The organism is Brevibacterium sp. XM4083 (genome assembly GCF_006489205.2).
Classification (GTDB): domain Bacteria; phylum Actinomycetota; class Actinomycetes; order Actinomycetales; family Brevibacteriaceae; genus Brevibacterium.
Window position 1 is genome coordinate 514,244 of record NZ_VFYR02000002.1, and the last position, 25,467, is coordinate 539,710.

The 25,467-nt window shown below is 70.3% G+C and carries 26 protein-coding genes; all 26 read right to left on the reverse strand.

Translation table 11 applies throughout. The annotated features are described in order from the left end of the window. The 26 genes from FJ887_RS08145 to aroC all read right to left on the reverse strand — a co-directional run bounded on the left by FJ887_RS08145 (nt 1) and on the right by aroC (nt 25,465). Nucleotides 1-1,236 carry a CaiB/BaiF CoA transferase family protein gene (locus tag FJ887_RS08145; protein ID WP_137823979.1) on the reverse strand — a complete coding sequence of 412 codons (1,236 nt, stop codon included), beginning with the start codon at nt 1,234-1,236 and terminating at the stop codon, nt 1-3. 2 nt (nt 1,237-1,238) lie between these two features. Next, nucleotides 1,239-1,700 (reverse strand): PH domain-containing protein, encoded by a 462-nt coding sequence (locus tag FJ887_RS08150; protein ID WP_137823978.1) that lies wholly within the window; start codon nt 1,698-1,700, stop codon nt 1,239-1,241. After that, nucleotides 1,681-2,520, reverse strand: a complete 840-nt coding sequence (gene hisG / locus FJ887_RS08155) for an ATP phosphoribosyltransferase (protein WP_137823977.1) — start codon at nt 2,518-2,520, stop codon at nt 1,681-1,683. Before hisG ends, FJ887_RS08150 begins: the two co-directional genes overlap by 20 nt. A gap of 28 nt (nt 2,521-2,548) precedes the next feature. After that, nucleotides 2,549-2,812 carry a phosphoribosyl-ATP diphosphatase gene (locus FJ887_RS08160; RefSeq protein ID WP_137823976.1) on the reverse strand — a complete coding sequence of 88 codons (264 nt, stop codon included), beginning with the start codon at nt 2,810-2,812 and terminating at the stop codon, nt 2,549-2,551. A 45-nt stretch (nt 2,813-2,857) separates the two neighbouring features. After that, a complete protein-coding gene (locus FJ887_RS08165) occupies nt 2,858-3,535 on the reverse strand; it encodes a nicotinamide mononucleotide transporter family protein (RefSeq protein WP_137823975.1) in 678 nt (225 codons plus the stop codon). A 24-nt stretch (nt 3,536-3,559) separates the two neighbouring features. Then, a complete protein-coding gene (rpe, locus tag FJ887_RS08170; RefSeq protein ID WP_137823974.1) occupies nt 3,560-4,222 on the reverse strand; it encodes a ribulose-phosphate 3-epimerase in 663 nt (220 codons plus the stop codon). 1 nt (nt 4,223) lies between these two features. Beyond that, on the reverse strand, nt 4,224-5,597 hold the full coding sequence (locus tag FJ887_RS08175) for an RsmB/NOP family class I SAM-dependent RNA methyltransferase (RefSeq protein ID WP_137823973.1): 1,374 nt from the start codon (nt 5,595-5,597) through the stop codon (nt 4,224-4,226). A gap of 1 nt (nt 5,598) precedes the next feature. Then, nucleotides 5,599-6,690, reverse strand: a complete 1,092-nt coding sequence (locus FJ887_RS08180) for a methionyl-tRNA formyltransferase (RefSeq protein ID WP_212743265.1) — start codon at nt 6,688-6,690, stop codon at nt 5,599-5,601. A 31-nt stretch (nt 6,691-6,721) separates the two neighbouring features. Continuing rightward, nucleotides 6,722-8,821: a primosomal protein N' family DNA-binding protein gene (locus FJ887_RS08185; protein WP_137823972.1), complete on the reverse strand. Its 2,100-nt coding sequence runs from the start codon at nt 8,819-8,821 to the stop codon at nt 6,722-6,724. 2 nt (nt 8,822-8,823) lie between these two features. After that, nucleotides 8,824-10,026 (reverse strand): methionine adenosyltransferase, encoded by a 1,203-nt coding sequence (metK, locus tag FJ887_RS08190; protein ID WP_137823971.1) that lies wholly within the window; start codon nt 10,024-10,026, stop codon nt 8,824-8,826. After that, nucleotides 10,023-11,309 carry a bifunctional phosphopantothenoylcysteine decarboxylase/phosphopantothenate--cysteine ligase CoaBC gene (gene coaBC / locus FJ887_RS08195; RefSeq protein ID WP_137823970.1) on the reverse strand — a complete coding sequence of 429 codons (1,287 nt, stop codon included), beginning with the start codon at nt 11,307-11,309 and terminating at the stop codon, nt 10,023-10,025. Before coaBC ends, metK begins: the two co-directional genes overlap by 4 nt. Then, a complete protein-coding gene (gene rpoZ, locus FJ887_RS08200) occupies nt 11,306-11,653 on the reverse strand; it encodes a DNA-directed RNA polymerase subunit omega (RefSeq protein ID WP_137823969.1) in 348 nt (115 codons plus the stop codon). The genes coaBC and rpoZ overlap by 4 nt, the downstream gene beginning before the upstream one ends. Next, a complete protein-coding gene (gene gmk, locus FJ887_RS08205; RefSeq protein ID WP_137823968.1) occupies nt 11,654-12,217 on the reverse strand; it encodes a guanylate kinase in 564 nt (187 codons plus the stop codon). An 18-nt stretch (nt 12,218-12,235) separates the two neighbouring features. Continuing rightward, nucleotides 12,236-12,547 (reverse strand): integration host factor, actinobacterial type, encoded by a 312-nt coding sequence (mihF, locus tag FJ887_RS08210; protein WP_137823967.1) that lies wholly within the window; start codon nt 12,545-12,547, stop codon nt 12,236-12,238. A gap of 175 nt (nt 12,548-12,722) precedes the next feature. After that, nucleotides 12,723-13,586, reverse strand: coding sequence for an orotidine-5'-phosphate decarboxylase (pyrF, locus tag FJ887_RS08215; protein ID WP_137823966.1), 864 nt, complete (start codon nt 13,584-13,586; stop codon nt 12,723-12,725). Beyond that, entirely contained in the window at nt 13,586-16,861 is a 3,276-nt protein-coding gene (gene carB / locus FJ887_RS08220; protein WP_250786202.1) for a carbamoyl-phosphate synthase large subunit, read from the reverse strand. The genes pyrF and carB overlap by 1 nt, the downstream gene beginning before the upstream one ends. A gap of 9 nt (nt 16,862-16,870) precedes the next feature. Further along, nucleotides 16,871-18,010, reverse strand: coding sequence for a glutamine-hydrolyzing carbamoyl-phosphate synthase small subunit (gene carA, locus FJ887_RS08225; RefSeq protein ID WP_140954964.1), 1,140 nt, complete (start codon nt 18,008-18,010; stop codon nt 16,871-16,873). Continuing rightward, the gene (locus tag FJ887_RS08230) at nt 18,007-18,501 is read right to left on the reverse strand and encodes a PH-like domain-containing protein (protein WP_140954963.1); all 495 of its coding nucleotides are present in this window, start codon (nt 18,499-18,501) and stop codon (nt 18,007-18,009) included. Before FJ887_RS08230 ends, carA begins: the two co-directional genes overlap by 4 nt. Further along, nucleotides 18,486-19,796, reverse strand: coding sequence for a dihydroorotase (locus FJ887_RS08235; protein WP_140954962.1), 1,311 nt, complete (start codon nt 19,794-19,796; stop codon nt 18,486-18,488). The genes FJ887_RS08230 and FJ887_RS08235 overlap by 16 nt, the downstream gene beginning before the upstream one ends. Further along, nucleotides 19,789-20,769, reverse strand: coding sequence for an aspartate carbamoyltransferase catalytic subunit (locus tag FJ887_RS08240; RefSeq protein ID WP_140954961.1), 981 nt, complete (start codon nt 20,767-20,769; stop codon nt 19,789-19,791). The genes FJ887_RS08235 and FJ887_RS08240 overlap by 8 nt, the downstream gene beginning before the upstream one ends. Continuing rightward, entirely contained in the window at nt 20,766-21,317 is a 552-nt protein-coding gene (gene pyrR / locus FJ887_RS08245) for a bifunctional pyr operon transcriptional regulator/uracil phosphoribosyltransferase PyrR (RefSeq protein WP_140954960.1), read from the reverse strand. Before pyrR ends, FJ887_RS08240 begins: the two co-directional genes overlap by 4 nt. 121 nt (nt 21,318-21,438) lie before the next feature. Next, on the reverse strand, nt 21,439-21,846 hold the full coding sequence (gene nusB, locus FJ887_RS08250; protein ID WP_137823959.1) for a transcription antitermination factor NusB: 408 nt from the start codon (nt 21,844-21,846) through the stop codon (nt 21,439-21,441). Continuing rightward, nucleotides 21,847-22,407, reverse strand: a complete 561-nt coding sequence (gene efp / locus FJ887_RS08255) for an elongation factor P (protein ID WP_137823958.1) — start codon at nt 22,405-22,407, stop codon at nt 21,847-21,849. A gap of 129 nt (nt 22,408-22,536) precedes the next feature. Then, on the reverse strand, nt 22,537-23,649 hold the full coding sequence (aroB, locus tag FJ887_RS08260) for a 3-dehydroquinate synthase (protein ID WP_140954959.1): 1,113 nt from the start codon (nt 23,647-23,649) through the stop codon (nt 22,537-22,539). Beyond that, complete coding sequence (locus FJ887_RS08265; protein WP_140954958.1) at nt 23,646-24,269, reverse strand: shikimate kinase; 624 nt, start codon at nt 24,267-24,269, stop codon at nt 23,646-23,648. Before FJ887_RS08265 ends, aroB begins: the two co-directional genes overlap by 4 nt. Continuing rightward, a complete protein-coding gene (gene aroC, locus FJ887_RS08270) occupies nt 24,266-25,465 on the reverse strand; it encodes a chorismate synthase (RefSeq protein WP_137823955.1) in 1,200 nt (399 codons plus the stop codon). Before aroC ends, FJ887_RS08265 begins: the two co-directional genes overlap by 4 nt. Nucleotides 25,466-25,467 lie beyond the last annotated feature (2 nt).

Sequence of the window (25,467 nt, forward strand, 5' to 3'; positions counted from 1 at the left end):
TCACTCCTCGTCCGCAGTCGCCGAGGCGGTCGCCGGCTCACCGGTCAGCCAGGCCGCGATCGCCTCGGCGTCCTCATCGAGCAGCGGCGGGGCGTCGTGGGACGTCTTCGTCGTCTCGACCTCGCCGTCGGCTCCCGTGTCGAAGAATCGCAGCGGGGGTCCGGGCAGGTCGATGTCGCCGAGCACCGGGTGGTCGACGGAGACCTTGAGTCCCTGGCTCAGCGCCTGCTCCCAGTCGTAGACCTCGGCGAGGGTGCGCACCGTGCCGGCGGGGATGCCCGCGGCGCTGAGCTTCTCGAGCAGCTGCGCGGACGTGAAGTCGGCGAAGCGGGATTCGATGAGGGCGATGACGGCCGGACGGTTGGCCACGCGCTCGGCGTTGTCGGCCATTCCCGGGGTGGCCGGGTCGATGTCGAAGGCCGCGGCGAACTTCTGCCAGAGGCTCTCGTTGCCCACGGAGATCTGCACGGCCCCGTCCTGGGAGGCGAAGAGGCCGTACGGGGACAGCGACGGGTGGTGGTTGCCGCCGGGCTGCGGGTTCTCCCCGGCCACGGTGGCCCGGGTTCCCTGGAACGCGTGGACGCCGACCATGCCGGCGATGAGCGAGGTGCGCACGATCTTCCCGCGTCCGGTGCGCTCGCGCTCCAGCAGGGCGGCGAGAACCCCGTAGGAGCCGTAGATGCCGGCGAGGAGGTCGGCGATCGGCACGCCCACCCGCTGCATGTCCTCCGGCCCGGACCCGGTCAGGGACATCAGCCCGGCTTCGCCCTGGGCGATCTGGTCGTAGCCGGCCCGGGCGGCCTCCGGCCCGTCGTGGCCGAAGCCGGTGATCGAGAGGATGACGAGGCGCGGGTTGATCTCCAGGCACGTGGCCGGGGAGAACCCGAGGCGGTCGAGGACCCCGGTGCGGAAGTTCTCGATGAGGACGTCAGCACGGGCGATGAGCGCCCGCAGCGTGTCCTTGCCGGTCTCGGATTTGAGGTCGAGGGCGATCGACTCCTTGTTCCGGTTCGCCGAGAGGAAGTACGTCGCCTGCGGGTCGTCGGCGGGACCGACGAAGGGCGGCCCCCACGAGCGGGAGTCATCGCCGCGGCCGGGGTTCTCGACCTTGATGACCCGGGCGCCGAGGTCGCCGAACATCATTCCCGCGTGCGGTCCCGCGAGCGCGCGGGAGAGGTCGATGACGGTGTAGCCGCTCAGCGGCCCCTCACCTGTGGCCGGTGCGTCGTCGAACATGCCTAGTCCTCCTCATATGTGGTCCATGTGGTCACGAGCTTACGCAGTCGGGCGACCTCGTCGTACGCGCGGGGGCCGTCGGCGTGCTGGATGGCCATGACCGCGCACGTCGAGCCGTCGGCGAGGTCGAGGATCGCCCACGGGTCGTCGCCGTACGTCGAGAACGTCACCCCGAGGATCTGGCCCCAGCCGAAGCGGCGTGTGCGCACGATGTTGCGCACCGTCAGCCCCGCCTCGTCGGGACGGGCCTCGATGCTGCCGACCCGCAGGAGCGCTGCGGAGAAGAGGACGCCGAGGAGGTTCATCCACACGACGTCGAACCACGTCCACGGCCGCCAGTCGACGACGAGGAGGGCGACGGAGAGCACCGCGAAGCCGACGAAGACGACGCCCGCGCCGACGAAGCCGAGCGCGCGGACCCGCCGGGGCCGGAAGACGGCGAACTCAGATGCGGCAGGCGCCAATGGTCGTCACCAGGATCGCACGCGCACCGACCGCGTAGAGGCGGTCCATGACGTTGTTCACGGACTTCGCCTCGACCATGACCCGCACGGCCACCCAGCCGGTCTCCTGCAGCGGGGAGACCGTCGGCGATTCGAGCCCCGGGGTCAGACTGATCGCCTCGGGCACGAGGCGCTCTTCGATGTTGTAGTCGACGAGCACGTACTGGCGGGCGACCATGACGGATTCGAGGCGGCGCTTGAGCACCTCGATCGAGGCGTCGGCGCCGTCGCGCTGGACGAGGACTGCCTCGGACTCGAGCATCGGCTCCCCGAAGGTCTCGAGGCCCGCCGCCCGCAGGGTGCTGCCGGTCTCGACGACGTCGGCGACGGCATCGGCGACGCCGAGCTGGATCGAGACCTCGATGGCGCCGTCGAGCTGGACCGTCTCAGCCGTGATGCCCCTGGCGTCGAGGTCGGTCTGAACGAGGTGCGGGAAGCTCGTGGCGATCCGCTTGCCGGCGAGCTCGGCGACGCTGGAGTAGCGGCCGCGCTCCCCGGCGTAGAAGAAGCGGGAGTTCCCGAAGCCGAGGCCGATGACCTCTTGGGCCGTCGCCTGGGATTCGAGGAGGAGGTCGCGGCCGGTGATCCCGGCATCGAGGATTCCGGAGCCGACGTAGACGGCGATGTCGCGGGGGCGCAGGTAGAAGAACTCGACCCCGTTCGTCTCGTCGCGGTGGACGAGGGTCTTCGATCCGCGCCGGGTCGAGTACCCGGCTTCGCTGAGCATGTCGGTGGCGGCTTCGGACAGGATGCCCTTGTTGGGCACGGCTACACGCAGCATGGCGTCCTTTGCGAGGAGGAGAGGAAGGTCACAGGTGGGCGTTGACGTCGTCGAGGCTTAAGTCCTTGGCGATCATGAGCACCTGGAGATGGTAGAGCAGCTGGGAGATCTCCGCGGCGAGGTCGTCCTGCGTCTCGTACTCCGCGGCCATCCACACCTCGGCGGCCTCCTCGACGATCTTCTTCCCGATCGCATGGACTCCCGCGTCGAGTTCGGCGACGGTCTTCGATCCGGCGGGCCGGTCGAGGGACTTGGCGAGGAGTTCAGCGTAGAGAGAGTCGAAGGTCTTCACGTGATCCAGGGTAGACCATCGCCGCTGCGTGCCCTGACCGGGGTCTCAGGTCCCGGACGCGGCATCGGGGCCGCGGGTGATGTCGGTCGCACCGGTGTGCGGGGCGGAGATCGTCTGCTTCGAGCGCTTCGACCAGTCGAGGAAGCCGATGACGACCATGACGAGGAAGATGAGGTAGACGGCGCCGGAGAAGACGAGTCCCCCGGCCACGGCCAGCGGGATGCCGACGAGGTCGACGGCGAGCCAGACGAACCAGAACTCGACGATCGCCCGTCCCTGGGCGTACATCGCCACGAGGGAGCCGATGAAGATGTAGGCGTCCGGGTAGGGGTTCCACGACCAGCCGCCGACGGAGAGGATGTACCCGAAGACGGCGGTGCCGATGACGAGGGCGGCGATGAGCCCGATCCGCTCCTTCCACGTCGCCCACCGGACGACGACCTCCCCCTTCGCTTCCCGCGACTTCCGCCACTGCGTCCATCCCCACACGGCGGCGACGATGATGACGACCTGGCGGGAGGCGTTGCCGCCGAGGCCGGCCGAGAGCGACGCGGAGAAGAGGAGGATCGATCCGAGGATCTGCACCGGCCAGGAGAGGATGTTGCGCCTAAGGGCGAGGACGACGGTGGCCAGCGCGCAGATGTTGCCGAAGAGATCCGAGTACGGCACGGGTTTGCCGAGAAGCTCGAAGGCCGGGGTGTTGAGCCAGGTGAGGAATTCCATGATGTGCCTCGGATCGCAGGTCGGTCAGTGGGTGTGGGCGGCGGCGAGGCTGCGGAGCTCGGCGATCGCGGCGCCCGCATCCTCGGCGCTGTAGACGGCGGATCCGGCGACGAGGACGTCGGCGCCGGCGTCGACGACGCGCTCGACCGTCGCGGCGGAGACTCCGCCGTCGACCTGCAGCCTGATCTCGAGTCCGGAGGCGGAGATCGCCTCCCGGGTGCGGGCGATCTTCGGCAGGCACACGTCGAGGAACTTCTGCCCGCCGAAGCCGGGTTCGACGGTCATGATGAGGATCTGGTCGAATTCGGGCAGGAGGTCGATGTAGGGCTCGATCGGGGTCGCGGGCTTGAGCGCGAGGCTCGCCTTCGCCCCCAGCCGGCGCAGCTCCCTGGCCAGCCGCACGGGAGCCGCGGCCGCCTCGGCGTGGAAGGTCACCGAGGCGCACCCGAGCTCGGCATACACGGGCGCGTTGCGGTCGGCATCGGCGATCATGAGGTGCGCGTCGAGCGGGATCGGGCTGATCGCCTGGATCCGCTCGACGACGGGAGGCCCGAAGGTGAGATTGGGCACGAAGTGGTTGTCCATGACGTCGATGTGGGCCATGTCCGCCGTCGCGATCTTCGCAAGCTCCCCGCGGAGGTCGGAGAAGTCGGAGGAGAGGATGCTCGGGTTGATCTCGATCGCCATATCAGTTCGCCTTCTTCAGCAGGGCCAGGAACATTCCGTCGGTGTCGTGGACGTGGGGCCACAGCTGCGCGAAGCGGCCGTCGCCGCGGCTGACCGAGGCGAAGGAGTCGGCCTCGGCGCCGGTGACGGCGGCGAGCACGGCCGGGGTGTCGAGGATCTCGACGTCGTCGCCGGTCTCCTTCCGCCGCCGGCGGAGGACGTCGTCGACGACGAGGACGGTCTCCGCATAGTGGGGTGAGCACGTCGAGTACGCGACGACGCCGCCGGGTGCCGCCGCGTCGAGGGCGGCGGTGAGGATCTCCCGTTGGAGCGCGGCCAGGGCGTTGACGTCGTCGGGGCTGCGCCGGTAGCGGGCCTCCGGCCGGCGCCGCAGCGCTCCGAGGCCGGTGCAGGGGACATCGACGAGGATCTTCGCGTACGGGCCCTCGGCGTCCCGGGCGTCGGCGACGCCGACGGTGACGTTCTCAAGGGCCTGGGTCGAGGTCTCGACGAGGGACGCCCGGTGCGGGCTCGAGTCGAAGGCGTCGAGGGTCTCCCCCGCGGTGCGGGCACGGGCGGCGAGGACGGCGGCCTTCCCGCCGGGGCCCGCGCAGAGGTCGGCCCACGTCCCGTCCGGGGCGGCCGCCTCGGCGAGTGCCAGGGCAACGAGGGCCGAGCCTTCGTCCTGGACCCGGGCGAGACCGTCGGCGACGGCGGGGATGTCCTTGGGTACGGCCGTCTCGAGGTGGACGCCGAGCGGGGAGAGCGGAGTCGGGGTGCCGGGCAGGTCGCTGCGGTCGAGCAGTCCCGGCAGGGCGGTGACAGCGACCTGGGCCGGGGTGTTGTCGGCGGTGAGCAGCGCGTCGAGTTCGCCGGCGTCGCGGCCGTGGCCCTTGAGCGCCTGGGTGAGCGCGCGGACGATCCATTCGGGGTGGGAGCTGGCGATCGCCTGCCGGGCGGTCTCCGAGCGCCCCTGCCCGATCCGGTCGAGCCAGGTCTGCCGGTCGGCTTCGGAGACACGCCGCAGCACTGCGTTGACGAAGCCCGCGGTCTTCGGGGCCGCGTATTTGACGACACCGACGGTCTCGGACAGCGCGGCGTGGTCGGGCACGCGCATCGCGAGGATCTGGTGGGCGCCCATCCGCATCGCCGCGAGCGGCTCGGGGTCGATCTGCGTCACCGGCCGCCCGGCGGCGTGCGCGATGACGGCGTCGTAGAACTCCTGTCCGCGCAGGGTGCCGTACGTGAGTTCGGTGGCGAACGCGGCGTCCGGGGGGCTCAAGTGCGTGCGCGCGATCTTCGCCGGCAGCAGGAGGTTCGCGTACGCGTCCTTCGTGTCGACGTCGGTGAGCACCTCCCACGCGAGCCGGCGGGGCAGGTTGGGCTTCGCGGCCATCTCAGGCCTCCTTGCTCGTCGTGGCGCGGCCGGCATCGGTCGATGCGTCGGCGTCGGTCGGTACGGCGGCGTCGGCCGGTGCGTCGGCGGCGACGGCGTCGATGCGGACGTCACCGTGTCCGCGCAGGTAGTCGGCGGCGACGGCGTCGATGCGGACGTCACCGTGTCCGCGCAGGTAGTCGGCGGCGCTCATGCGGGGTTTGCCGAAGGGCTGGATCTCACTCACCTGCAGCCAGCCGTCCCCGACCCCGAGCACGGCGGCTCCGTCGCGGGCGGTGAGCAGGCCGATATCCGCCGAGGCGGTCGGGGCCTGGGTCCCGGCGGCATCGCCCCCCACCGGGGCGAGGCCGAAGAGCTTCGTCCGCTTCCCGTCGACCGTCACCCACGGTCCCGGGGCGGGGCTGACCCCGCGGGAGCGGGCGATGACCTCGGCAGCGGGACGGGTGAGGTCGAGGTGGGCGTCGGCGGCGGTGATCTTCTCGGCATGGCTCGGCTGGGAGCCTGTGGCGATGAGCGCGTCCTGCGAGGTGAAGACCGCGGTGCCGGCGGCGAGATCGTCGAACGCGGCGACGAGTTCGCCGGCCCCGACCTCGGCGTAGGCGGCCAGTGCTGCGGCGGCGTCGGGCTGATCGAGCGGCAGGGTGCGGGTGCGCACGACATCACCGGTGTCCATGCCGGTGTCGATGCGGAAGACGCTCACCCCGCTCGTCGTCTCCCCCGCGATGAGCGCGCGCTGGACGGGGGCGGCCCCGCGGTGGGCGGGCAGGAGCGAGAAGTGGAGGTTGAACCAGCCGAGTCGCGCCGTCGACAGCGCCGCCGGTCCGGCGATGGCGCCGTAGGCGACGACGGCGACGGCATCGGCCCCGATCTCCCGCAGCTGCCCGATGACGTCCCCGCGCAGACGGTCGGCTTCGATGACGGGCAGTCCGAGTTCGAGCGCCCGGGCCTTGACGGGTGAGGGGGTGAGGACGCGCTTGCGGCCGACCGGGGCGTCGGGACGGGTGAGCACCGCGCGGACCGTGTGGGCGGAGGCGACGAGCGCCTCGAGCGCGGGAACGGCGACCTCCGGGGTGCCGGCGAAGACGATATCCACAGAAAGTGATTGTACGTCGTGGGGACCCGGCTCAGAGCGACCGGGGATCGTCGATGCGCACCCGCACCTGCGGCAGCTTCTTCGCCGACCGCGCCGCCGTCGTCTCGGCCAGGCGCGTGCCGATGTGGGGGCCGGCGGCGATCGGGAAGGCGGCGACGACGCGCTGGCCGTCCTCGTCGTCGTCGCGGATGAGTTCGGTGAGCTCCGGGACCGCGGCGAGCACGGCGTCGATCTCGGTGCCGGGACCGGTGAGTTCGACGATTCGGCGGTACGGCGGGAACCCGAGTTCGCGGCGGTCGGCCAGCGATCGCGTCATCGTCACGGCGGGGTCGAAGGTCGTCAGCGCCCCGCGGATCGTCTCATCGGCATCACCGAGGTAGACGACTCCCCCGTCGGTGCGCGACCGGACGAGGGAGGCCGCCCGCATCCGCCGCCGCACCCCTTCGTCGCTCGCTCGCATCCACGGGCCCGGCCACAGGGTGTCGAGGAGGATCCCTGCGGCGTAGCCGCCGATCGCGTAGGGTTCGGCCCCGGTCGTCGCGACGACGACGCGGGGGGCGAAGTCGAGGGCGACGGGGATGTCGTCGCCCCCGGATTCGACGATCTCGATGCCCGGCAGCGCCTTCGTCAGCTCCTCGACGGTGCGGGTGCGTCCGCGCACGATCGAGCGCACCTGGTGGGAGTGGCAGCGCGCGCACGTGAAGGTCTCCGAGTGGTAGCCGCACGTCCGGCAGGCGAAGGGGCCGACCTCGGACTGGGTCGACAGCGGAGATTCGCACACCGGGCAGCGGGCCGTCTCCTGGCACCGTGCGCACGCGAACACCGGGTAGTAGCCGCCGCGGGGGACCTGAACGAGGACAGGACCGGGTGTGCTCCCGTCCCGGGGCTTCAGCGCCGAGCGCATGATGTCCCACGCCCGGGTGGGGATCCGCTGCCACGCGAAGGGGTCGCGCTCCTCGTCGGGGACGATGACGAGCGGTGAGGAGCTGCGGCGGGCCGCGGCGGCGGGGCTGATGTCGCGCAGCCACCCGATCTCGACGAGTCGCTCGACCTCGGCGCTGCGGTCGGTCGAGGCGAAGAGCAGGCCGGTCTCCTCGAGGTTCGACCGGAGCAGGCTGACCTCCCGCGCGTGCGGGTAGGGGGCGTGCTGGTCGAGGTAGTTCTGGTTGGCGTCGTCGAGGCAGATGATGACGCCGAGGTCAGTAAGCGGGGCGAAGGCGGCGGCGCGGGTGCCGATGATCAGCCGGGTGTCGCCGAGGAGGCCGCGCAGCCACGCCGCCCACCGCTGCTCCGGTGACTGGTCGGCGTGGAGGGCGGTGTACTCGGTGATCTCTCCACCGCGGGCGATCTCGGCGTCGAGCGCTGCCGAGAGCACCGCGATCTCCCGGTGGTCGGGGACGAGCCAGAGCACAGCGGCCCCCCGGGCCAGAGCGGCCTGCGCGGCACGCAGTCCTGCGGTGATCCACCCGAGGCCGGGGGTGGTGCCGGGAGTGAAGGTGAGCGCGAGGCGCGCACGGTCGGACCCGGCGGCACCGGGATCGCCGTCGGTCACCTCGGTGCCGGCCTCGATGACCCACTCGCCGAGCGCGTCGACGACCGGGGTCTCCTCGGGGGCGTCCTCGTCCGCTCCGGGCTCGTCTCGGCTGCGCCCGTCCCGGCCGGGCCCGCCTCCCGCGGACTTCCCGGCGGTCTGCGCCGTCTGCCGCTCCTCGATCGCGTGGAGCACGGCCTTCTCCGCGCGGGCGTGGCGCGGTGGGATCGCAAGCCGGAGCACATCGGGCAGGGTGCCCGCGTAACGGGTGGCGACGGCCTCGCAGAGTTCGAGGAAGGATGGGGTGAGCACGGGCAGCGGGCTCGTGATCCGTTCGATGACGGCGAGCGGACCGATGTGGTCGCTCTCGTCCGCGCGTTCGAGGATGAACCCGTCACGGAGCCGGCCGGCGAACTTCACGCGCACCCGCACCCCCGGCTGCGCCGCCTCGGCGAGCTTCTCCGGGACGGCGTAGTCGAAGGCGCGCGCGAGATGCGGGACCGGATGGTCGACGAGGACGCGGGCGACGGGCGCGTCCGGGGCGAGCGGCACCTGCCCCACAGCGGTGGTGCCGGTCGCGATGGGAAGGGGCTCGTCCACTCTCAGTGCGCGGACACGGCGCGCAGCAGGTCGTCGGCGCGGTCGGTCCTCTCCCACGTGAAGTCGGGCAGCTCACGACCGAAGTGACCGTAGGTCGAGGTCTGCGAGTAGATCGGGCGGAGCAGGTCGAGTTCGCGGATGATCATCGCCGGGCGCAGGTCGAAGACCTCGCGGATGGCCTTGGTGATCGCTGCGGGATCGACCTTCTCGGTGCCGAAGGTCTCGACGTAGAGGCCCATCGGGTCGACCCTGCCGATCGCGTAGGAGACCTGGACCTCGGCGCGGTCGGCCAGTCCCGCGGCGACGATGTTCTTCGCCACCCAGCGCATCGCGTAGGCGGCCGAGCGGTCGACCTTCGAGGGGTCCTTGCCGGAGAACGCGCCGCCGCCGTGGCGGGAGAAGCCGCCGTAGGTGTCGACGATGATCTTGCGTCCCGTCAGTCCCGCATCGCCCATCGGGCCGCCGGTGACGAAGGGTCCGGCGGGGTTGATGTGGATCTTCTCATTGCCGCGGTCGAGTCCCGAGGCCTCGGCGATGGGGCCGACGACGAATTCCTTGATGTCGGCCTGGAGCTGGTCCTGGGAGACGTCGGCGGCATGCTGGGTGGAGACGACGATGTTCTCGAGCGAGACCGCGGTGTCCCCGTCGTAGCCGATCGTCAGCTGGGTCTTGCCGTCGGGGCGGAGGTAGGACAGCTCCCCGGACTTGCGGACGGCGCTGAGCTTCTCGGCCATCCGGGAGGCGAGGTGGATGGGCAGGGGCATGAGGACATCGGTCGCATTGTCGGCGTAGCCGAACATCAGCCCCTGGTCGCCGGCGCCCAGCGACGAGCCGTGGTCGGTCTCGAGCGCCTCGCGGAAGTCGAGCGGGTTCGTCACCCCGGAGTGGATGTCGAGGGACTGGCTGCCGATCGAGACCGACACACCGCACGAATGACCGTCGAAGCCGGTGTCTGAGGAGTCGTAGCCGATCCCGGTGATGAGGCTGCGGACGATGCCGGCGACATCGGCGTACGCGTCGGTGTTGACCTCACCGGCGACGTGGACGAGTCCGGTCGTCACCATCGTCTCGACGGCGACCTTCGCGTTCGGATCCTTGGAGAGGAGGTCGTCGAGCACGGCGTCGCTGATCTGATCGCAGATCTTGTCGGGGTGGCCTTCGGTGACGGATTCGGAGGAGAAGTAGCGCAGTTCGGATGTACTCACGGCGTCGATTCTACTGGGGTGATGCGGCGGGCGATTTCGGCAACGACCTTTTGCGCAACATCGTCCTTCGTGCCCGCCAGCGTCGCCGCGTCGACGACGTCGGAAGCGCCGTCCCCGGCGGCGAGGATGACGACCTCGGTGACATCGTGGCCGAAGGCGCGGTCGGCGGAGACGTCGTTGAAGACGAGGAGGTCGGCACCCTTGCGGCGGAACTTCGCCTCCGCGTACTCGTGTGCGGAGTGGGCGGCGTCGCCGGTCTCGGCGGCGAAGCCGACGATGAACTGGCCGGGCCGGCGGTCGGCGACGAGCCCGGCGAGGACGTCGGGGTTCTGGACGAGTTCGATGCTCATCCCCTCGTCCCCGGACTTCTTGAGCTTCGCATCGGCGAGCCGGGCCGGCCGGAAGTCGGCGACGGCGGCGGCCATGATGATGATGTCCGCGTGCTCGGCGGCTGTGGCCATCGCGGCCTGGAGGTCAAGCGTCGACTCGATCGGGGTCACGGTGATGCCGGCGGGCAGGTCGGCCAGCAGTCCGGAGTCGACGTGGGCGGCGACGAGTTCGACCCGGGCGCCGGCGGCGAACGCGGCGCGGGCCAGGGCGATGCCCTGCTTGCCCGAGGAGCGGTTGCCGAGGAATCGGACGGGGTCGAGCGCCTCCCGGGTGCCCCCGGCGCTGACGACGACGCGCTTGCCGCTCAGGGAGCCCGCGGAATCGGTGCGGTCCGTGCCGGACCCGGCAGTGCCGGTCTCAGTCGTGCCTCCTTCGGCGGCGGCGAGGGCGAAGGCGACGATCTCCTCGGGTTCGGGCAGGCGTCCGGGCCCGGAATCGGGTCCGGTGAGGCGGCCGACAGCGGGGTCGAGGACGTGCACCCCGCGCTCGCGCAGCGTCGCGATGTTCGCGACCGTCGCAGGGTTGTGCCACATCTCCGTGTGCATCGCAGGCGCGACGACGATCGGCGCCGTCGTCGTGAGCACCGAGGCGGTGAGCAGGTCGTCGGCGAGGCCGGCGGCGATCTTCGCGATCGTGTTCGCCGTGGCCGGGGCGACGATGAGGAGCTCTGCCTCATGGCCGATGCGCACATGGTTGACCTTGTCGACCTCGTCGAAGACGTCGGTGGTCACCGGCTGTCCCGACAGCGCTTCGAAGGTCGGGGCGCCGACGAACTTCAGGGCGTCAGCGGTGGGCACGACCGTGACGGTGTGCCCGAGCTCCCGGAGGCGCCGGATGACGTGCGCCGATTTGTAGGCGGCGATCCCACCGGCGACTCCGAGGACGATTCTCACTGGTCGCTGAAGTCGATCGCGCCGTCGGTGCTCACGGGCGCCTCGGTGGTCTCCTCGACGGTCGGCGTCGCGAAGTCGGCTTCGCTGATCTCACGGGAGACGATCTTGCCCTCGTTGATCTCGCGCAGGGCGATCGACAGGGGCTTCTCGTGGGGTTCCGGGGTGACGAGCGGTCCGACGTTCTCGAGCAGACCCTCCTGCAGCTGTGCGTAGTAGGAGTTGATCTGGCGCGCACGCTGAGCGGCGACGGACACGAGTTCGTACTTCGAGCCGGTGACGGTGAGGAGTTCGTCGATCGGCGGATTGGTGATGCCTTCGGGCTGAGCAGGCAAGGGGTGTCCCATCTAATCGAGTGTGGATATACCCATCAATTGTATGAGTTCTTCTGCCGCAGTGCGAACACTGTCGTTGACGATGGTGACGTCGAACTCGGATTCCGCGGCGAGTTCGGCCCGCGCGGTGGTCAGCCGCCTGGCCTGCTCCTCGGCGCTTTCGGTGCCGCGCCCGGTGAGCCGGCAGACGAGTTCGTCCCAGGTCGGCGGGGCGAGGAAGACGAAGAGGGCGTCGGGCATCTTCGCCTTGACCTGGCGCGCCCCCTGCAGGTCGATCTCGAGCAGGGAGGGGATGCCGTCGGCGAGGTGCTGCCGCACGGGACCCGACGGGGTGCCGTAGCGGTGTCGGCCGTGGACGACGGCGTACTCGAGCATCTCGTCGCGGGAGATGAGTCCGTCGAACTCGTCGTCGGAGACGAAGTGATAATGAACACCGTCGATCTCACCGGGGCGTCGCGGCCGCGTCGTCGCCGACACCGAGAACCAGATCTCGGGGTGGTGCTGTCTGATATAGGAGCTGATGGTGCCTTTTCCGACCGCGGTGGGTCCCGCGAGAACGGTGAGTCGAGTGTTCACAGATCTAAAGTGTCACACTCAGGAGTATTTCTCCAACAGGGCGTTCTTCTGGTGCACGCCGAGGCCCTTGATGCGCCGCGATGAGGCGATCCCGACCTCTTCCATCGCCGCTTCGGCCCGGCGATCGCCCACTCCGGGCAGCGACCGGAGGAGGTCGAGCACGCGCATCTTCGCGAGTGCTTCGTCCTTCCCTGCCTTCTTGAGCACTGCCGCAAGATCGGTCTCGCCGCTCTTGAGGGCCGACTTCACCTCGGCGCGCACCTGTCGAGCCTTGAACGCTTTGTCAAGAGCGGCCGAACGCTGTTGCGGGGTCAATGGTTCGAGTGCCACATTATCTCCTCTGTCACCATGAACGGGCAGGTAGGGAAGTTGCTTCAGTCTAAAACACAAACCATGACAACCGACACAGCGCAGGGAAGAAAATCCGCGCCCCGGCCCAGCCGTGCGGCAGGGCAGGGGCGCGTGCGGAGCCGATCAGCCTCCGGGCGGATTCCGGCGGGCGCCGTCAGGCGGGTGCCGTGAGCGACGCGTTGAGGCTGCGGGCCGCCTCGGCGAGACCGGTCGGTCCGGCGGCGAGCACGGCGCGGGAGACGGCGACGACGACCTGGTGGCGCGCGAGCGCCGCTGCCCCGAAGACGTCGAGGAGTTCGTCCCGGCCGGCCCCCTGCGCCCCGACGCCGGGGGTGAGGAGCGGTCCCCCGCAGGCGCTCGGATCGAAGCCGAGGTCCCGCGCGGCCGACCCGATCGTCGCCCCGACGACGAGGCCGAAGGGGCCGAGCTCACCCGCTCCCCCGGTGAGCTCCGCGTTGCGGGCGGCGACGGCGGCGGCCACGGACCCCGCGACGGAGTCGCCGAAGTCGGGGACGCCTGAACCGGTGCGGGCGTGCTGGATGTCCGCGCCCTCCGGGTTCGAGGTGAGCGCGAGGACGAAGAGGCCCCGATCGTGGGCGGCGGCGAGGTCGAACGCGGCGGCCAGGGCACCGACGCCGAGGTAGGGCGAGACCGTGATGGCGTCGGCGGACAGGGGTGAGTCGGGCAGCAGATGGGCCTCGGCGTAGCCGGCCATCGTCGAGCCGATGTCCCCGCGCTTGACGTCGAGGATCGTCAGCAGCCCCTGCTCCCGGCACGCCGCGACGGTGTCCTCGAGGGCGGCGACACCGGCGGAGCCGAAGCGCTCGAAGAACGCGGCCTGCGGTTTGACCGCGGCGACCGTCCCCGCGAGCGCCTCAACGGTGCGCAGCCCGAACTCCCGGACGCCGGCGGCGCTGCGCGGCAGCCCCCACGCCTCCAGGAGATGGTCGTGGGGGTCGATGCCCACGCACACGGGACCGTGCGCGGCCATCGCCGCGGTGAGCCGGGTGGAGAACATCACGCGCTCCAGTCCTGGAGGCTGCGCACGCCGAAGGTCTTGTCGCGGACGACGTGGAGCGAGGTCACGGCGGCGGCGAACTCGGCGATCGTCGTGATGAGCGGCACCGAGTTCGCGGTCGCCGCGGCACGGATCTCGTAGCCGTCGGCGCGCTCCTGGCGGCCCGAGGGCACGTTGATGACCATGTCGATCGTCCCAGCGGCGAGGTAGTCGAGGACCGTGCGGTCCTCGGCGTCGGCCTCGAAGTGCTTGTGGACCTGCGAGGTCGCGATGCCGTAGCGGGAGAGCACGGCGGCCGTGCCCGTCGTCGCGACGACGTCGAAGCCGAGGTCGACGAGCTCCTTGACCGGCAGCACCATGGCCCGCTTGTCGCGGTCGGCGACGGAGACGAAGACCGTGCCCGAGGTGGGCAGTTTGATCGAGGCGCCGAGCTGGCCCTTGGCGAACGCGGTCGGGAAATCGTGGTCGATGCCCATGACCTCGCCGGTCGAGCGCATCTCGGGGCCGAGGATCGAATCGACGACCTTGCCCTCGACGGTCCGGAACCGACGGAACGGCAGCACGGCCTCCTTGACGGCGATCGGGTGCTCGAGCGGCAGGGTCGAGCCGTCGCCGGTCTCCGGCAGGAGATCGCCGCGCAGGTCGGCGATGGTCCGGCCCACGGCGATGAGCGCGGCGGCCTTCGCCAGCTGCGTCGACGTCGCCTTCGAGACGAACGGCACGGTGCGCGAGGCGCGCGGGTTGGCTTCGATGACGTAGAGGACGTCGGCGGTGATGGCGAACTGGATGTTGAGCAGGCCGCGGACGCTCACGCCTTCGGCGATCGCCCGGGTGGCCTGCCGGACGCGGTCGAGGACATCCTCGCCGAGGGTGAGCGAGGGCAGCACGCACGCGGAGTCGCCGGAGTGGATGCCGGCCTCCTCGATGTGCTCCATGATGCCGCCGATGAAGATGTCCTCACCGTCGTAGAGGGCGTCGACGTCGATCTCAATGGCGTCCTCGAGGAACCGGTCGACGAGGACGGGCCGGTCGACGGAGACCTCCGTGGCGGTGGCCATGTAGTCGAGCAGCTGCGTGCGGTCGTAGACGATCTGCATGCCGCGGCCGCCGAGGACGTAGGAGGGGCGCACGAGCACGGGGTAGCCGATCTCCGCGGCGATCGCGGCGGCCTGGGCGGCGGTGACGGCGGTGCCGTGCTTGGGCGCGGTCAGCCCCGCCCGGTCGAGGACGGCGCCGAACTCGCCGCGGTCCTCGGCGAGGTCGATCGCCTCGGGCTGGGTGCCGAGCACCGGCACGCCCGCCGCCTTGAGCTGGTCGGCGAGTCCGAGCGGAGTCTGCCCGCCGAGGGTGCACACGACGCCGGCGACGGGGCCGGCGGCGAGTTCCGCGTGGTAGACCTCCATGACGTCTTCGAATGTCAGCGGTTCGAAGTAGAGGCGGTCGGCGGKGTCGTAGTCGGTCGAGACGGTCTCGGGGTTGCAGTTGACCATGACGGTCTCGAAGCCTGCCTCCCCGATCGCCATCGTCGCGTGGACGCACGAGTAGTCGAATTCGATGCCCTGACCGATCCGGTTCGGGCCCGACCCGAGGATGAGGACGGCGGGACGCTCCCGCGGGGCGACCTCGGTCTCGGCGTCGTAGCTCGAGTAGTGGTACGGGGTGTGGGCTTCGAACTCTCCCGCGCACGTGTCGACGGTCTTGAAGACGGGGCGGATGCGCAGGGCGTGGCGGATGCCGGTGACGACCTCGGTGGTGAGGCTGCGCAGGCCGGCGATCTGCTCGTCGGAGAACCCGTGGTTCTTCGCGACCCTGAGCACTTCGGCGTCGAGCTCGTCGGCGTCGGCGATGAACTGCGCGACCTCGTTGATGAGCTCGATCTGGTCGAGGAACCACGGGTCGATCCCGCAGGCCTCGTGGACCTCCGCATTGGTCAGGCCCGCGGCGAGCCCGCGCTGGACGGAGTGGATGCGATCGGCGGTGGGGTGGGCGATCCGCTCGAGGAGGGCCTCGCGCACCTCGTCGTCGCTGATGTCGGGCAGGTCCGACCAGTCGAACGAGGAGTCCTTCTGCTCCATCGAGCGCATCGCCTTCTGCAGGGCGGTCGTGAAGTTGCGGCCCAGCGCCATGACCTCGCCGACGGATTTCATCGTCGTCGTCAGGGTCGGGTCGGCGGCGGGGAACTTCTCGAAGGTGAAGCGCGGGATCTTGACGACGACGTAGTCGAGGGTCGGCTCGAAGCTCGCCGGGGTGACCTTCGTGATGTCGTTGGGGATCTCGTCGAGGGAGTAGCCGACGGCGAGCTTGGCCGCCATCTTCGCGATCGGGAAGCCCGTGGCCTTCGACGCCAGCGCCGAGGACCGGGAGACCCGCGGGTTCATCTCGATGACGACGATGCGGCCGGTGGTCGGGTCGACGGCGAACTGGATGTTGCAGCCGCCGGTGTCGACGCCGACGGCGCGGATGATGTCGATGCCGATGTCGCGCATCGTCTGGTATTCGCGGTCGGTGAGCGTCAGCGACGGGGCGACGGTGATCGAGTCGCCGGTGTGGACGCCGACGGGGTCGACGTTCTCGATCGAGCACACGACGACGACGTTGTCCTTGTGGTCGCGCATGAGCTCGAGCTCGTACTCCTTCCAGCCGAGGATCGACTCCTCGAGGAGGACCTCGGTCGTCAGCGAGTCCGAGAGCCCGGCGCCGGCGATGCGGCGCAGGTCGGTCTCGTCGTAGGCCATGCCCGACCCGAGGCCGCCCATCGTGAAGGAGGGACGGACGACGAGCGGGTAGCCGAGCTCCGCGGCCCCGGCCAGCGCCTCGTCGAGGGTGTGGCAGATGACGGAGCGGGCCACCTCGGCGCCGCATTCCTCGACGATGTCCTTGAACTTCTGGCGGTCCTCACCGCGCTGGATCGCGTCGACGTCGGCGCCGATGAGCTCGACGCCGTACTTCTCGAGCGTGCCGGCGTCGTGGAGGGCGATCGCGGCGTTGAGCGCGGTCTGCCCGCCGAGGGTCGGAAGGAGGGCGTCGGGGCGCTCCTTGGCGATGATCGACTCGATGATGTCGGGGTCGATCGGTTCGACGTAGGTGGCGTCGGCGACGTCGGGGTCGGTCATGATCGTCGCGGGGTTCGAGTTGATGAGGATGACGCGCAGGCCCTCGGACCGGAGCACGCGGCACGCCTGGGTGCCGGAGTAGTCGAACTCGCAGGCCTGTCCGATGACGATGGGACCGGAGCCGATGACGAGGACGGATTCGATATCGCTTCTCAGTGGCATGGGGTCTCCTTAGGCGCGGGCGGACATGAGGTCGACGAACCGATCGAACAGGTAGCTCGAATCGTGGGGCCCGGCCGCTGCCTCGGGGTGGAATTGGACGGAGAACGCGGGGATGTCGAGGCACTGGAGTCCCTCGACGACGTCGTCGTTGAGGCACACGTGGGAGACGGCGACGCGGCCGAAGGCCGGGTCCGCCGGGGCCGTGGTCTCCCCCTCGAGCGGGGCGTCGACGGCGAAGCCGTGGTTCTGGGCGGTGATCTCGACCTTCTCGGTCGTCCGGTCGATGACGGGGACGTTGATGCCGCGGTGGCCGAAGGGCAGCTTGAACGTGCCGAAGCCCAGGGCCCGGCCGAGCAGCTGGTTGCCGAAGCAGATGCCGAAGAACGGGATCCGGGCGGTGAGCACCTGCCGCAGCAGTGCGACCTGGTCGTCGGCGGTCGCAGGGTCGCCGGGTCCGTTGGAGAAGAACACCCCGTCGACGCCGAGGGCCTCGATCTCGGCGAAGGTCACCGAGGCGGGCAGGACGTGGACGTCGATGCCGCGCTCGGCCAGTCGCTGCGGGGTCATCGCCTTGATTCCGAGGTCGACGGCGGCGACGCTGAACTTCGCCTCACCGACGGCGGGCACGAACTCGGCTGCGGAGACGCTGACCTCCTCGGCGAGCCGGGCCCCGGCCATCCGCGGGGTCTCGAGCACAGTATCGAGCATGACAGTCGGGTCGAGCTCGGCGGCGGGACCGGAGAAGATCCCCATCCGCATCGCTCCCTTGTCCCGCAGGTGCAGGGTGAGCGCCCGGGTGTCGACGTCGCTGATGCCGACGATGCCCTCGGACTTCAGCCGCTCGTCGAGGTCGCCCTCGCTGCGCCAGTTCGACGAGACGCGGGAGGCGTCGCGCACGACGTAGCCGGCGGCCCAGAAGCGGCGGGACTCGTCGTCGGCGGCGTTGACGCCGGTGTTGCCGATGTGGGGTGCGGTCTGGATGATGATCTGCCGGTGGTACGACGGATCGGTCAGCGTCTCCTGGTAGCCGGACATCGCGGTGACGAACACGGCTTCGCCGACGGTCTGGCCGATCGCGCCGTAGGCGGATCCGGTGAACGTGCGGCCGTCTTCGAGCACGAGGACGGCGGGAGTGGTGGACAGTCTCATGATGCCTCTACGATCATCTCTCTGATGCGGTTGACGGTGGGGGCGGTGTCGGCGGAGTACCGGGCGCGGAAGCCCGTGTCGACGAGGGTCTCCCCGAGCCTCCAGGTGATGCGGACGATGCCGCCGCGTTCGACGAACTTCCCGATCATCCCCGAGGTGGTGTCGACGGAGACGATGTCGGAGCGCGGGATGATGAAGTCCTCCCGCCCGGCGAGGTCCATGATGACCCCGGCGTCGGTGACGACGAGCTCGCCGCTGGTGCGGATGCCGAGGCCGTGGACGGCGACCCGGTCGAGCGGGTTGCCGGCCGTCGTCGTCGAGACGTACGAACCGGCCACGGGGTCGGCGATCGGGGTGATGCCGAGGCCGGGCTTGACGGGGGCGGCGACGTCGGTCTGTCGGCTCTTGCGCCGCGACCAGCCCCAGGTCAGGGCGAGGAGGATGAGGAGGAGGATGCCTGCGATGATGAGGACGCTCACTGTTCGGTCCATGACGCTCCTGCCGGATGGGGGGTGGTGAGTTCGCCGTCTGCGAGCACGCGGTGCCCGTAGAAGAACGTGTCGGTGATCGCGGTGGCGACCTCGAGCCCGGCGAAGGGGTTGTTCCTGCCCTTCGTCGCGTGGTCGGCCGGGACGATCGTGTGCGGGGCGTTCGGGTCGATGAGCACGAGGTTCGCGCTCGCGCCCGTCTCGAGGCTGCCGTGGCCGGTGGCGCCGGTGATCCGGGCGGGGGCCTGGGACATCACCCGGGCGATGTCGCCGAAGTCGAAGTCGTAGTCGCGCATCGCCTCGACGACGATGGGCAGGGCGGTCTCCATGCCGACCATGCCCATGGCCGCCGCCGACCATTCGCTGCACTTGTGTTCGGCGGTGTGCGGGGCGTGGTCGGTGCCGATGACGTCGATCGTGCCGTCGGCCAGCGCCTCCCGCAGGGCGGTGACGTCGCGCTGCGTGCGCAGCGGCGGGTTGACCTTGTAGACGGGGTCGAAGGTGCGCACGAGTTCGTCGGTGAGCATGAGGTGGTGCGGTGTGACCTCGGCGGTGACCTGGACTCCGCGGGACTTCGCCCAGCGGACGATGTCGACGCTGCCAGCGGTCGAGACGTGGCAGATGTGGAGGCGGGAGCCGACGTGTTCGGCGAGCAGCACGTCGCGGGCGATGATCGACTCCTCGGCGACCGCCGGCCAGCCGGGCAGGCCGAGTTCGGCCGAGACCACGCCCTCGTTCATCTGCGCGCCCTCGGTGAGCCGGGGCTCCTGCGCGTGCTGGGCGATGACGCCGTCGAAGGTCTTGACGTATTCGAGGGCCCGGCGCATGAGCAGCGGATCGGAGACGCAGATCCCGTCGTCGGAGAAGATCCGCACGCGGGCCTCCGAGCGGGCCATCGCGCCGAGTTCGGCGAGCTGCCTGCCCTCGAGTCCGATGGTCACGGCGCCGATGGGCACGACCTCGGTGAAGCCGGCGCTGCGGCCCAGCCGGTGGACCTGTTCGACGACGCCGGCGGTGTCGGCCACGGGGGCGGTGTTCGCCATCGCGTGGACGCACGTGTACCCGCCGGCGGCGGCGGACCGGGAGCCGGTGAGCACCGTCTCCGCGTCCTCCTTGCCGGGTTCGCGCAGGTGGGTGTGCATGTCGACGAGGCCGGGCAGGGCGATGAGCCCGGTGGCGTCGATGACCTCGGGGTCGGGCCCGAGGAGGTCGGGGTCGACGAACGCGCCGTCGGAGATCGCGATGTCGGCGCGTCCGCGGCCGAGCACGTCGGCACCTGTGATGAGGTAGTCAGTCAATGGTCTCCTCCTGACCGGTCAGCAGGCGGTAGAGCACCGCCATGCGCACGCTCACACCGTTCTCGACCTGGTCGAGGACGAGGGCGCGGGGTGAGTCCGCGGCGGCCGCGGAGATCTCGAAGCCCCGGTTCATCGGCCCGGGGTGCATGATGAAGGCGGACTCCGGCAGGGCCCGCAGGCGGGCCTCGCTCAGTCCCCACAGGCGCGCGTACTCGCGGGCGTTGGGGAAGAACGACTCGTGCATCCGCTCGTGCTGGACCCGCAGCATCATCACCGCGTCGAAGTCCTGGCCGGCGATCGCCTCGTCGAGGTCGTAGTGGATCGTCACCGGCCACGTCTCCGCACCCCAGGGCAGGAGCGTGGGCGGGGCGATGAGGTGGACGTCGGCGCCGAGGCGGTCGAGCAGGTGGACGTTCGACCGGGCCACCCGGGAGTGGAGGATGTCGCCGACGATCGCCACGGTGGCGCCGTCGAGTCCCTTCCCGCGAGGTCCGTCCTTGACCGCCCCCGACGCGGGGAAGCCGCCCAGCGCCCGACGCAGGGTGAAGGCGTCGAGCAGGGCCTGCGTGGGGTGTTCGTGGGTGCCGTCCCCGGCGTTGACGACGGGGACGTCGATCCAGCCGGTGTCGGCGAGGCGCTGCGCGGTGCCGGCGGCGGAGTGGCGGACGACGATCGCGTCGGCACCCATCGCGGAGATCGTCTGGACGGTGTCCTGGAGGCTCTCGCCCTTCGACACCGAGGAGCCCTTCGCGGAGAAGTTGAGGACGTCGGCGGACAGGCGCTTCGCGGCGGCTTCGAAGGAGAGCCGGGTGCGGGTCGAGTCCTCGAAGAAGAGGTTGACGACGGTGCGGCCGCGCAGCACGGGCAGCTTCTTCACCTCGCGCTCACCGACCTGCGCCATCTCCTCGGCGATGTCGAGGATCGCGACGGCGTCCTCACGGGTCAGCGACGCGGTGTCGAGGAGGTGCTTCATTCGCGGCCTCCGGAGATCGTCACGGCGTCGGTTCCGTCGATCTCGGCGAGCGAGACGTTGACGCGTTCGCTGCTCGAGGTGGGGAGGTTCTTGCCGACGTGGTCGGCGCGGATCGGCAGGTCCCGGTGGCCGCGGTCGACGAGGACGGCCAGGCGCACCTTGGCGGGGCGTCCGAGGTCCGAGAGCGCGTCGAGGGCGGCGCGGATCGTCCGACCCGAGAAGAGGACGTCGTCGACGAGGACGACGGTGGTCCCGTCGACGCCCTCCCCGGGGATGTCGGTGGGGGCCGGTGCCCGGTAGGCATTCGAGCGCAGGTCATCGCGGTACATCGTGATGTCGAGGCTGCCGACGAGTCCCGGAGCGCCCTGCGGACGGTCGGAGATGTCGGCGATGAGCTCGCCGAGGCGGGTGGCCAGGGGGACTCCGCGGCGGGGAATGCCGAGGAGGACGAGATCGTCGGTGCCCTTGTTGCCTTCGATGATCTCGTGGGCGATGCGGGTCATCGCCCGCCGCATGTCTGCGGCATCGAGCACTGTTCGCTCAGTCATATCTGCCCTTCTCCGCCTCTCGGGACGGTGGTTAAAGGAGCGTGGTGTGCTCAGTCTAGCGCGCGCCTGCGCCGGCCCGAGCGGTGGGTCCGCTGCGCCCGGCGAGTGCGGGCGCAGCGACTCACGTCAGCGTCGGTTTGACGTCGAGGATGCGCGAGAGCAGACCCGAGACGAAGCCCGGGGAGTCGTCGGTCGAGAACTGCTTCGCGAGCATCTTCGCCTCGTCGATCGCGGCAGTGTCGGGAACCTCGTCGTTGAAGAGGATCTCCCACGTGCCGATCTCGAGCAGCGCCCGGTCGACGGCCGGCATCCGGTCGATCGTCCAGCCCTCCGAGTAGGTGGAGATGATCTCGTCGATCTCCTCGCGGTGGGACTTCACGCCGTCGACGATCTCGACGGCGTAGGCCTTCATCGGGTAGTCGGGGTCGTTCGACCGCATGGCCACGACCTCGTCGATGTCGAGTCCCCGCTGTCCCGCTTCGAAGAGGAGCTCGAGGGCCCGGCGCCGGGCCCGGGTGCGTGCTCCCACTTACTTGACGCGGCCGAGGTAGTCACCCGTGCGGGTGTCGACCTTGATCTTCGTGCCCTCTTCGAGGAAGAGCGGGACCTGGATCTCGTAGCCGGTCTCCAGGGTCGCGGGCTTCGATCCGCCGGTCGAGCGGTCGCCCTGGAGGCCCGGTTCGGTGTGGGAGATCGTCAGCTCGACGGAGGCCGGGAGCTCGACCGACAGCGGGGTGCCGTCGTGGAAGGAGACCTGGAGCTCCTGGTTCTCGAGCATGTAGTTCGCGGCGTCGGCGACGAGGCTCGCGGGGATGGTCACCTGGTCGTAGTCCTTGGCGTCCATGAAGACGTAGTCGGAGCCGTCGTGGTAGAGGTACTGCATGTCGCGGCGGTCGACGTTGGCGGTCTCGACCTTGGTGCCGGCGTTGAACGTCTTGTCGATGATCTTGCCGGAGATCACGTGCTTGAGCTTGGTGCGGACGAACGCGGGACCCTTGCCGGGCTTGACGTGCTGGAACTCCAGCACCTGCCACAGCTGGTTGTCGAGGTTGAGCACGAGGCCGTTCTTCAGGTCGTTCGTTGTCGCCACTAATCCGTCCTTCTTCACATCATGCCCCGCACGATGCGGTCGTGTCAGGGGGCGGCGGTTTCGCCAATGAGCGATTCTAGCAAGCCCGCACTGCCACTGTCATACGCGCTCAGGGAGCGCCCCCGTCGCTCACGCGCCGGGCCCGAGCAGCCTGCGCGGGGAGTCCTCGCCGATCTCCTGGTACGCGGTGTGGAGGAGGGAGACGTCGGGGATCTCGACGGTCGTGGGCTGACCGATGTCGCTCAGCAGCACCATGCGCAGCATCGACCCGCGGGCCTTCTTGTCCCGTTTCATCGTGTCGAGCAGCTGCGGCCACACGTCGGCACGGTACCCGGTGGGCAGGCCGAGCTTGGTGAGCAGCTCACGGTGGAGGTCGACGACCTCGGCGGGAAGGTTCTTCACCATCGCCGCGACTTCGGCGGCGAAGACCATGCCGACGGACACGGCCGCGCCGTGGCGCCACTGGTAGCGCTCCTTGTGCTCGATCGCGTGGCCGAGGGTGTGGCCGTAGTTGAGGATCTCGCGGCGCCCGGCCTCCGTGAAGTCGTCGGCGACGACCTCGGCCTTCACGGCGATCGCCCGTTCGATGAGTTCGCGGAGCACGGGTCCCTTGACGTCGGCGATCTCCTCCTTCGTGTGGTCGCGGAGGAGGTCGAGGATGACGGGGTCGGCGATGAAGCCGGCCTTGACGACCTCGGCGAGCCCGGTGAAGAGTTCGTTCTCCGGCAGGGTGGACAGCGTGTCGAGGTCCACGAGGACGCCGGCGGGGGCGTGGAAGGAGCCGACGAGGTTCTTGCCCTCGGCCGTGTTGATCCCGGTCTTCCCGCCGATCGCGGCGTCGACCATGCCGAGGACCGTCGTGGGGATGTGGATGACGCGGATCCCGCGCAGCCACGTCGCGGCGACGAATCCGCCGAGGTCGCTCACCGCTCCCCCGCCGACGGTGACGATCGCGTCGGTGCGGGTGAAGTCGGACTGTCCGAGCACCTGCCAGCAGAAGGCGGCGACCTGGATGTGCTTGGCCTCCTCGGCGTCGGGGATCTCCGCGACGATCGCGTCGAGTCCCGTCGCGCCGAGGTCGTCGCGCACCGCCTCGCCCGTCGAGCGCAGGGCGCGGGGGTGGACGACGAGGACCTTCTCGACCTGGGGTCCGAGCAGGTCGGGCAGCTGCCCGAGCAGTCCCTGACCGACGAGCACCGGGTAGCGGCCTCCGGCGTCGACGTCGATGGTGGTCACGGTCATGGGGTCTCCTTGGTCTGCTGGTACTTCGCGTAGTCCTCGGCCCGCTGGAGGCCGGTGAGGACGTCGACGATGCGGTTGACGACGGTCGAGGGCGGTGAGTTCGAGGCATGGACGCGGAACGTCGCCACCTGCTGGTAGAGGGGTTCGCGTTCGGCGACGAGGGCGAGCCAGTTCTCCACCGGGGAGCCGGCACCGCGCAGCAGCGGCCGGTGCGGGGCGTTGAGCCGCGGGGCCACGGTCTCGGTGTCGATGTCGATGTGGACGACCTTGATCGCGGGGTGGAGCAGCTGCGCGCGGGTCCCGGAGTTGAGGATCGCTCCCCCGCCGAGGGAGACGATGCCGGGGCGGTCGAGGAGGCGGCGCAGCGCCCGGCGCACGACTTCGCGTTCGAGGCGGCGGAAGTGGTCCTCACCGCGTTCGACGAAGATGTCGGCGATGACGCCGTGGCGGTCGACGATGTTCGCGTCGGTGTCCGTCAGGGGCAGGCCCAGCCGGTCGGCGAGGAGCCGGCCGATCGTCGACTTCCCCGCCGCCGGCGGTCCGGTGAGCACGATGCGCGAGTGCGCGGCGGGCACCGGTTCGAGCGGCGGAACGGGTTTCGGAAGCGGGTGCTCGCTCATCGTCCGATGCGCAGGTTCTCCGGGATGGCGGCGAGGTAGCCCTCCAGGTTCCGCTTCGTCTCGGCCACCGAGTCGCCGCCGAACTTCTCGACGACCGCCTCGGCGAGGACGAGGGCGACCATCGCCTCGGCGACGACGCCGGCGGCGGGCACGGCGCAGACATCCGAGCGCTGGTGGTTGGCCTTCGCCGGCTCCCCGGTGACGACGTCGACGGTCGACAGGGCGCGGGGCACGGTGGCGATCGGCTTCATCGCCGCGCGCACGCGCAGCGGCTCACCCGTCGACATGCCGCCCTCGGTCCCGCCGGCGCGGTTGCTCGCCCGGTGGTAGCCGGAGGCGCCGACGAGGATCTCGTCGTGGGCGGCGGATCCGGGGCGGGCGGCAGTGAGGAAGCCGTCGCCGACCTCGACGCCCTTGATCGCCTGGACGCCCATGAGGGCACCGGCGAGGCGGGAGTCGAGGCGACGGTCCCAGTGCACGTGGGAGCCGAGGCCCGGCGGGAGGTCGTAGGCGAGGACCTCGACGACTCCGCCGAGGGTGTCCCCGGCCTTCTTCGCCGCGTCGATCTCCGCGACCATCCGGGTCGAGAGCGCCGGATCGAAGCTGCGGACGGGGTCGCCGTCGAGGGTGTCGACGTCACTGGCGCGTGGCAGCGGGGCGTCGGCGCCGGGGGCGTTCTCGACGCCGCCGATCGCCACCGTGTGCGAGACGAGGGTGATGCCGAGTTCGCCGAGGAACTTCGCGGCCACGGTGCCCAGCGCCACGCGCATCGCCGTCTCCCGGGCCGAGGCGCGTTCGAGGACGGGGCGGGCCTCGTCGAAGCCGTACTTCTGCATCCCGACGATGTCGGCATGGCCGGGGCGGGGGCGGGTGAGCGGGGCGTTGCGGGCCTGACCGTCGAGGTCGGACTCGTCGATCGCGTCGGCGCTCATCACCGTCTCCCATTTGGGCCATTCGGTGTTGCCGACCTCGATCGCCACCGGCGAGCCGAGGGTCTTCGCGTGGCGGACGCCGCCGAGGATCCGGACCTCGTCGGCCTCGAACTTCATGCGTGCGCCCCGGCCATAGCCGAGCCTGCGCCTGGCGAGGTTGACGCGGATGTCGTCCCTGGTGATGGGGATGTGGGCGGGCAGCCCCTCAATGATCCCGATCAGCGCTTCGCCGTGGGATTCGCCTGCAGTCAGCCATCTCAACATTC